At 69.8% G+C, this 5,500-nt stretch carries 7 protein-coding genes and 2 pseudogenes; 4 read left to right on the top strand and 5 right to left on the bottom strand.

What is annotated here, in order from left to right; genetic code table 11:
- Both ACOJSN_RS16965 and ACOJSN_RS16960 read left to right on the top strand, forming a co-directional pair.
- A pseudogene (locus ACOJSN_RS16965) lies at positions 1-270 on the top strand (hypothetical protein); the annotation flags it as partial.
- Positions 260-1,165, top strand: a complete 906-nt coding sequence (locus tag ACOJSN_RS16960; protein ID WP_420113670.1) for a metal ABC transporter substrate-binding protein — start codon at positions 260-262, stop codon at positions 1,163-1,165. The pseudogene ACOJSN_RS16965 and the gene ACOJSN_RS16960, both read left to right, overlap by 11 nt.
- Positions 1,166-1,170: 5 nt before the next feature.
- Here the strand turns inward: ACOJSN_RS16960 and ACOJSN_RS16955 are convergent, their stop codons facing one another.
- Complete coding sequence (locus ACOJSN_RS16955) at positions 1,171-1,680, bottom strand: DUF1905 domain-containing protein (protein WP_420113669.1); 510 nt, start codon at positions 1,678-1,680, stop codon at positions 1,171-1,173.
- A gap of 131 nt (positions 1,681-1,811) precedes the next feature.
- Here ACOJSN_RS16955 and ACOJSN_RS16950 point away from each other — a divergent pair, with 131 nt between their 5' ends.
- Both ACOJSN_RS16950 and ACOJSN_RS16945 read left to right on the top strand, forming a co-directional pair.
- Positions 1,812-2,633 (top strand): alpha/beta fold hydrolase, encoded by an 822-nt coding sequence (locus ACOJSN_RS16950; protein WP_420113668.1) that lies wholly within the window; start codon positions 1,812-1,814, stop codon positions 2,631-2,633.
- Positions 2,634-2,656: 23 nt separating this feature from the next.
- Positions 2,657-2,983 (top strand): nuclear transport factor 2 family protein, encoded by a 327-nt coding sequence (locus ACOJSN_RS16945; RefSeq protein ID WP_420113667.1) that lies wholly within the window; start codon positions 2,657-2,659, stop codon positions 2,981-2,983.
- An 18-nt stretch (positions 2,984-3,001) separates the two neighbouring features.
- On the opposite strand, the gene ACOJSN_RS16940 is transcribed toward ACOJSN_RS16945, so the two are convergent.
- The 4 genes and pseudogenes from ACOJSN_RS16940 to ACOJSN_RS16925 all read right to left on the bottom strand — a co-directional run.
- Positions 3,002-3,622: an L-threonylcarbamoyladenylate synthase gene (locus ACOJSN_RS16940; RefSeq protein WP_420113666.1), complete on the bottom strand. Its 621-nt coding sequence runs from the start codon at positions 3,620-3,622 to the stop codon at positions 3,002-3,004.
- Positions 3,623-3,635: 13 nt separating this feature from the next.
- Positions 3,636-4,238: a MerR family transcriptional regulator gene (locus tag ACOJSN_RS16935; RefSeq protein ID WP_420113665.1), complete on the bottom strand. Its 603-nt coding sequence runs from the start codon at positions 4,236-4,238 to the stop codon at positions 3,636-3,638.
- A gap of 200 nt (positions 4,239-4,438) precedes the next feature.
- A complete protein-coding gene (locus ACOJSN_RS16930; RefSeq protein WP_420113671.1) occupies positions 4,439-4,990 on the bottom strand; it encodes a bifunctional nuclease family protein in 552 nt (183 codons plus the stop codon).
- 95 nt (positions 4,991-5,085) lie between these two features.
- Positions 5,086-5,500: pseudogene (locus ACOJSN_RS16925) on the bottom strand (transcriptional regulator); the annotation flags it as partial.

The following is a 5,500-nucleotide window of genomic DNA, read 5'->3' as shown; positions in this document are numbered from 1 at the left end:
TGGGAGGTGCCCGAGGCGTGGCAGGACCCGCGTCCGACCATCACCATGCTCGCCGGCTCCGCCTACGTCACCGACCCGGCTGGTCAACGGCTCCTCGCCGTCGACATCGTCTCAGCCGAGGTGTGGCAGGAGACCACGCTGGAGGTCGTCCCGAACGAGATCGCCGGTGTGACCGGCGACGTCGCGGAGGGCGCCGCCGAGGGTGGGCATGACCACGAGAGCGACGACCACGCGGGCGATGACCACGACCACGAGGACCATGACCACTGAGCCTCTGAACAGGCCCGGTGCGCGGTGGTGCGCCGCCGCGGCGGCCGTGCTGGCGATCTCCGCCAGCACGGCCGCGTGCACCTCGCCCGACACCGATGAGCTGCAGGTCTGGGTCTCGTTCGCGCCGCTCGAGTACATCACCGAGCGCGTGGCCGGCCCCGAGGTGCACGTCGACAACCTCACCGCACCGGGCGCCGATCCTCACAGCCAGGAACTCAGCCCCGCCCGAGTGGCCGAGCTCGGTGCCGCCGATCTGGTGGTCTATGTCTCCGGGCTGCAGCCGTCGACAGACGAGGCCATCGACCAGACCGAACCGGCCCACGTCGTCGACACCCTCGACGCCGCGATCGCGGACGTGCCCGGCGCCGCAGAGCCGCCTGACCCCAGCCGTGACCCGCACTTCTGGCTCGACCCGATCCGGCTCGGACTCGCCACGCAGCAGGTCGCAGATGCGCTAGCCGAGATCGACCCCGACGGCGCAGCCGAGTACCAGCAGCGCGCCGGCATACTTATCGCGGATCTCGAGCAGCTCGACGGCGACTTCGACACGGCGCTCGCACCGTGCGCCGGCGCCACTCTCGTCACCTCGCACGAGGCCTTCGGGTACCTCGCCGCGCGCTACGACCTGCGCCAGGAGGGCATCTCGGGTATCGACCCCGAGGTGGAGCCGTCACCGGCGCGGCTGCGCGACGTCGCCGCGATCGTCGAGGAGACCGGGGTCCGTACCATCTACTTCGAGACCGCGGCGAATCCGGCGGTCGCCGAGGCGTTGGCCGCCGATCTCGGGGTCGAGACCGATGTGCTCGATCCGATGGAACGACCCAGTGATCCGGACTACCTCACCGTGATGCGCACCAATCTCGCAGCGCTCGAACGGGGCCTCGTCTGTGGCTGACGCCGTTACTGGCGAAAGCGGAGGGCCACGTCGACGATCTGCTCCGGCGTGGCCCTCTCGCCTACCTCGACCTCCGGGTACAGCACGAGGTCGAACGCACGAGGGTGCGGCACGGCGTCAGCGAACTCCTGCAGCCACGCCTCCTCCTGAGCTTCCGATGTCGCTTCCTCGCCGCGGATCCGGCGCACCAGGGTGAGGAGCGCTGCTCGGTCAGGGCTCCCGTCCCCGCCTGCGGTGGTCAGCGTCGCCGTGGCGACGTCGCCCAGCTGGAGGCCGGCTGCCTTGCGGGCTCTGACCTTCAACGGCAGCAGGTAGCCACCGTCCTTCGGCCACAGCGACGTGCTCCACTCCGCCGCACCGATCCGTGCGGTCACGGGAACCATGCCCCACCCGTAGGTCAACATGGGCGCGAGCGCCCGGAGTCGTTCACTGCCTGCAGGCGGAACGGCGAGGAAGTAGAACGGCGCGGGACCGCGCCACTCGAACACCTCGGCCGTGAACTCGATCTGCGCCATCGGCTCAGCATGTCTCAGTTCGCGGTCACGGGCCAGCACGCCCGGGCACGGAACCATGCCAGCGAACTCTGGCGCAGCCGCTCGCTGCCGGATAGCGTCGAGGTGTCACACTCCGCGACGGAAGGACCGCCATGTCCACGCTGCCCCGCGACGGCATCGAGATCTTCTACACCGACCATGGCGGCCCCGGCCGGCCCGTGGTGCTCGTACACGGCTGGCCGCTCTCAGGTGAGTCGTGGTCGAGCACCGTGCCCGCGCTGCTGGAGGCCGGCTATCGCGTCGTCACCTACGACCGTCGAGGCTTCGGAGCCTCCGGAACCACCGGCGCCGACGGATACGACTACGACCTCCTCACCAGCGACCTGGCGGCGCTCCTCGACGAGCTCGACCTGCACGACGTCACCCTCGCGGGCTTCTCGATGGGCGGCGGTGAGGTCGCGCGATACGTGGGCAACCACGGCTCCTCCCGCGTTCACAGCGTCGCCTTCCTCGGCGCGATCCCACCGTGGTTGCTGCTGACCGACGACAACCCAGAGGGCGGTCTCGACATGGCCACTGCCCGCGGCATGCAGGAGTCGCTCCGTGCTGACCGGCAGGGCTTCCTCGAGGGCTTCCTCACGAACTTCTTCAGCGTCGACGGCGAGCTGAAGGTCACGCAGGAGCAGCGGCAGCAGGCGCTCGCCCTCGCCGCCCAGGCGGATCTCGACGCCGCCGTGGCCTGCATCGTGCTCTGGACCAGCAACTTCTCCGACGACGTCGCGCGCATCGACGTGCCCACACTCGTTATCCACGGCGATGGCGACGCGATCGTCCCCTTCGAGGTCTCGGGCAAGCGGGTGCACGAGCAGGTGCCCGGCAGCGACCTCGTCCTGATCCAGGGCGGCCCCCACGGCATCACGGCCAGCCACCCCGACGAGGTCAACGACGCGCTGCTCGCGTTCCTTGCCCGCTGACACCCGCACGACCAGGAGTCACCATGACCGACGCACCTGCACCTGTCCAAGCCGTCGTCGATGCGATCAACGCCGCCGACACCCACGCCTTCGTGGCCGCGTTCACCCCCGACGGCGTGGTGAACGACTGGGGCCGCGTCCTCACCGGCCCGGCGGGGATCACGAGCTGGGCCGAGACCGACGCGATCGGCGCCGGCGCCCGCATGAGGGTGATCGCTGCGACCACGATCGACGACGTGACCGAGATCCGGTTCGACTGGCGCAGCAGCAAGTTCAACGGCGAGAGCACGGTGTTCGTGACGGTTCGCGACGGCAAGGTCGCCGAGTTCAGGATCCCGCCGGAGCACTGAGGCGCGCCACAGCCACGCTCATTCGAAGCGGCCGGGGTCTCCGGCGCCGACGCGCACGACCTCAGGAACTCCGCCAGAGAAGTCGATGACCGTGGTCGGCTCGTCGCCGCACTCCCCCGAGTCGATCACGCCGTCGACCTGGTGGTCGAGGCGCTCCTTGATCTGCCAGCCGTCAGTGAGCGGCTCGTCCTCGCCCGGCAGCAGCAGCGTGCTGGACAGGATCGGCTCGCCCATCTGGGCCAGCAGCGCGTGCACCACCGGGTGATCGGGGATCCGCACGCCCACGGTCTTCTTCTTGGGGTGCAGCAGCCGGCGCGGCACCTCCTTGGTGGCGGGCAGGATAAAGGTGTAACAGCCCGGGGTCGCCGCGCGGATGGTTCGGAAGGTCGCGTTGTCGACGTGCACGAACTGGCCCAGCTGGGCGAAGTCGGCGCAGACCAGCGTGAAGTGATGCCGGTCGTCCAGGCCGCGCAGCGCCAGGATGCGGTCGCGCCCCTCCCGGTTGTCGAGAGCAGAGCCGAGCGCATAGCACGAGTCGGTCGGGTAGGCGAGAAGACCGCCGCTGCGCAAGATCTCGACGGCCTGCCCGATGGCCCGCGGCTGCGGGTCGACCGGGTGCACGTCGAAGTACCGCGCCATCGGGGTGTGTGGCTCAGCCGGTCTGACGTGCGCGACGGCGGCGCGCCAGCTCGTCCTCGCCGGGCGCCTGAGCTGGCGCCTCGTCGTGGGCGCGCTCAGTCGGGAACTCAGCCAGGCTGCCTTCGACCTCGCGCCAGACACGGCCCACCGCGATGCCGAAGACGCCCTGGCCGCCCTGGACCAGGTCGATCACCTCGTCCGCCGAGGTGCACTCGTAGACCGACGCGCCGTCGCTCATCAGTGTGATGTTGGCGAGATCGTCGACGCCGCGGTCGCGCAGGTGCTCGACCGCCGACCGGATCTGCTGCAACGAGACGCCCGTGTCGAGCAGTCGCTTGACGACCTTGATCACCAGGATGTCGCGGAAGCTGTACAGACGCTGGGTGCCGGAGCCGGTAGCCGGGCGGATCGATGGCTCCACTAGGCCTGTGCGAGCCCAGTAGTCGAGCTGACGGTAGGTGATGCCGGCGGCGCGGCAGGCGGTGGGGCCGCGGTAGCCGGTGTCCTCGTCGAGGTCCGGCAGGGTGTCGCCGAACAGCAGGCCTTGCGCACGCTGCGGGACGCCCGCAGCAGTCTCGGCCGCGTTGGCCGTTCCCGCATTCTCACTGCCGCTCACGCGTTCCCACTCTCCTTGTGCAGACGAGGTCTACTCTACGCCTGCGCGCACGATCACTGCCTGGTGACCAGCCGGTGGATTCCACCTGGCTGACCACCACGGTAGGGCTACGCGGTGCCCGGGTCAACGACGCGGGCACCGACCGCGTTTCGGCGTGTCGTGGTGGCGTGTCTCAGTCTCAACTCGAGGTCGAGACATGGTCAGGATTCCCTCTCGGGTGGTTCCGGATCCTCGAAGTCACGCGGGTCAATCTGGTCCAGGAACTCGCGGAACTCCGCGACCGTGTCGTCCTCGCGGCCACTGCCTGCGCTGGAGATCTCCACGTGCAGGGCATCGTCATCGTCCAGCTCCGCATCGTCTTCGTGCGCGAGCACGATCGCCGCCTGCGCCAGCACCTCATCCTCGCAATAGACGTCCACCGCCGCGCGCAGCGCCAGCGCGATCGCATCCGACGCTCGGGCATCGACCCGCTTGCCGTTGCTGAGCACAAGCTCGGCGATGAACGTGCCTTGTCGAAGCTCGATGATGCTCACCGACTCCAGCGTCACCCCGGCAGCCTGCAGTGACGTGAGCAGCAGGTCGTGCGGACCGGGCCGCGGGGAGCTCACACCCGCCTGCGCCGTCGCGATCGCGACGCCCTCGTGCGGTCCGATCACGATCGGCAGCGACAGATCGCCGTCGGACTCGGACAACACCACCAGCACGTCGTGCTCAGGGTCCGCAACACGGACCCTGACCCCGAGGACGCCCATCTTGCGCACGCCACCACGCTACGCCGCCGCGCGCGCCCCCGAGGGGCGAACCGATCGACGATCTGCTCCCGTTGCGGGATCGTGCCCGAAGCCGCTCAGCCGAGCCTGTCCACGCCGGCCCGCAGCAGCGCTGTGTGCAGGCGCGCGAACGAATCCGCCACCTCGGTGGCGAGGGTGTGGGCACGCGCCCTCGACCCGGAGGAACCGGGGCCCGATCGGTGTGAGCGCACCGGTGCCACGATCGCCTCCACCAGGTCGATCTGGCGCTCCGCCGCCGACCGCAACGCCCGCAGGTGCCGCACCTGCAGACCATGCTCCCCGAGCTCGACCACCGCACGGACCACCTCGACCGACCCGGCCGGGTACTTGCTGCCGGCGTCGGTACCGATCAGACCGACGTCGGTCAGCTCGCCCACGAGCGCCTCGTCGGCTCCGGCCGCCTCAGCCAGCTGTGCCGACGTCAACCGGCTGCGTGTCACGGCCGAGGACAGCTCACCATCCTCGGTCACC

Source organism: Pseudactinotalea sp. (assembly GCF_048594945.1).
Taxonomy (GTDB): Bacteria; Actinomycetota; Actinomycetes; order Actinomycetales; family Beutenbergiaceae; genus Pseudactinotalea.
The sequence above is the reverse complement of the archived record's forward strand: the minus strand, read 5'-3'. Positions and strand labels throughout refer to the sequence as shown.

Excerpts from the sequence above, each read along its gene's own strand:
- ACOJSN_RS16960 (WP_420113670.1), top strand. The coding sequence starts at position 260 with ATGACCACTGAGCCTCTGAACAGGCCCGGTGCGCGGTGGTGCGCCGCC.
- ACOJSN_RS16955 (WP_420113669.1), bottom strand. The coding sequence starts at position 1,680 with ATGGCGCAGATCGAGTTCACGGCCGAGGTGTTCGAGTGGCGCGGTCCC.
- ACOJSN_RS16950 (WP_420113668.1), top strand. The coding sequence starts at position 1,812 with ATGTCCACGCTGCCCCGCGACGGCATCGAGATCTTCTACACCGACCAT.
- ACOJSN_RS16945 (WP_420113667.1), top strand. The coding sequence starts at position 2,657 with ATGACCGACGCACCTGCACCTGTCCAAGCCGTCGTCGATGCGATCAAC.
- ACOJSN_RS16940 (WP_420113666.1), bottom strand. The coding sequence starts at position 3,622 with ATGGCGCGGTACTTCGACGTGCACCCGGTCGACCCGCAGCCGCGGGCC.
- ACOJSN_RS16930 (WP_420113671.1), bottom strand. The coding sequence starts at position 4,990 with ATGGGCGTCCTCGGGGTCAGGGTCCGTGTTGCGGACCCTGAGCACGAC.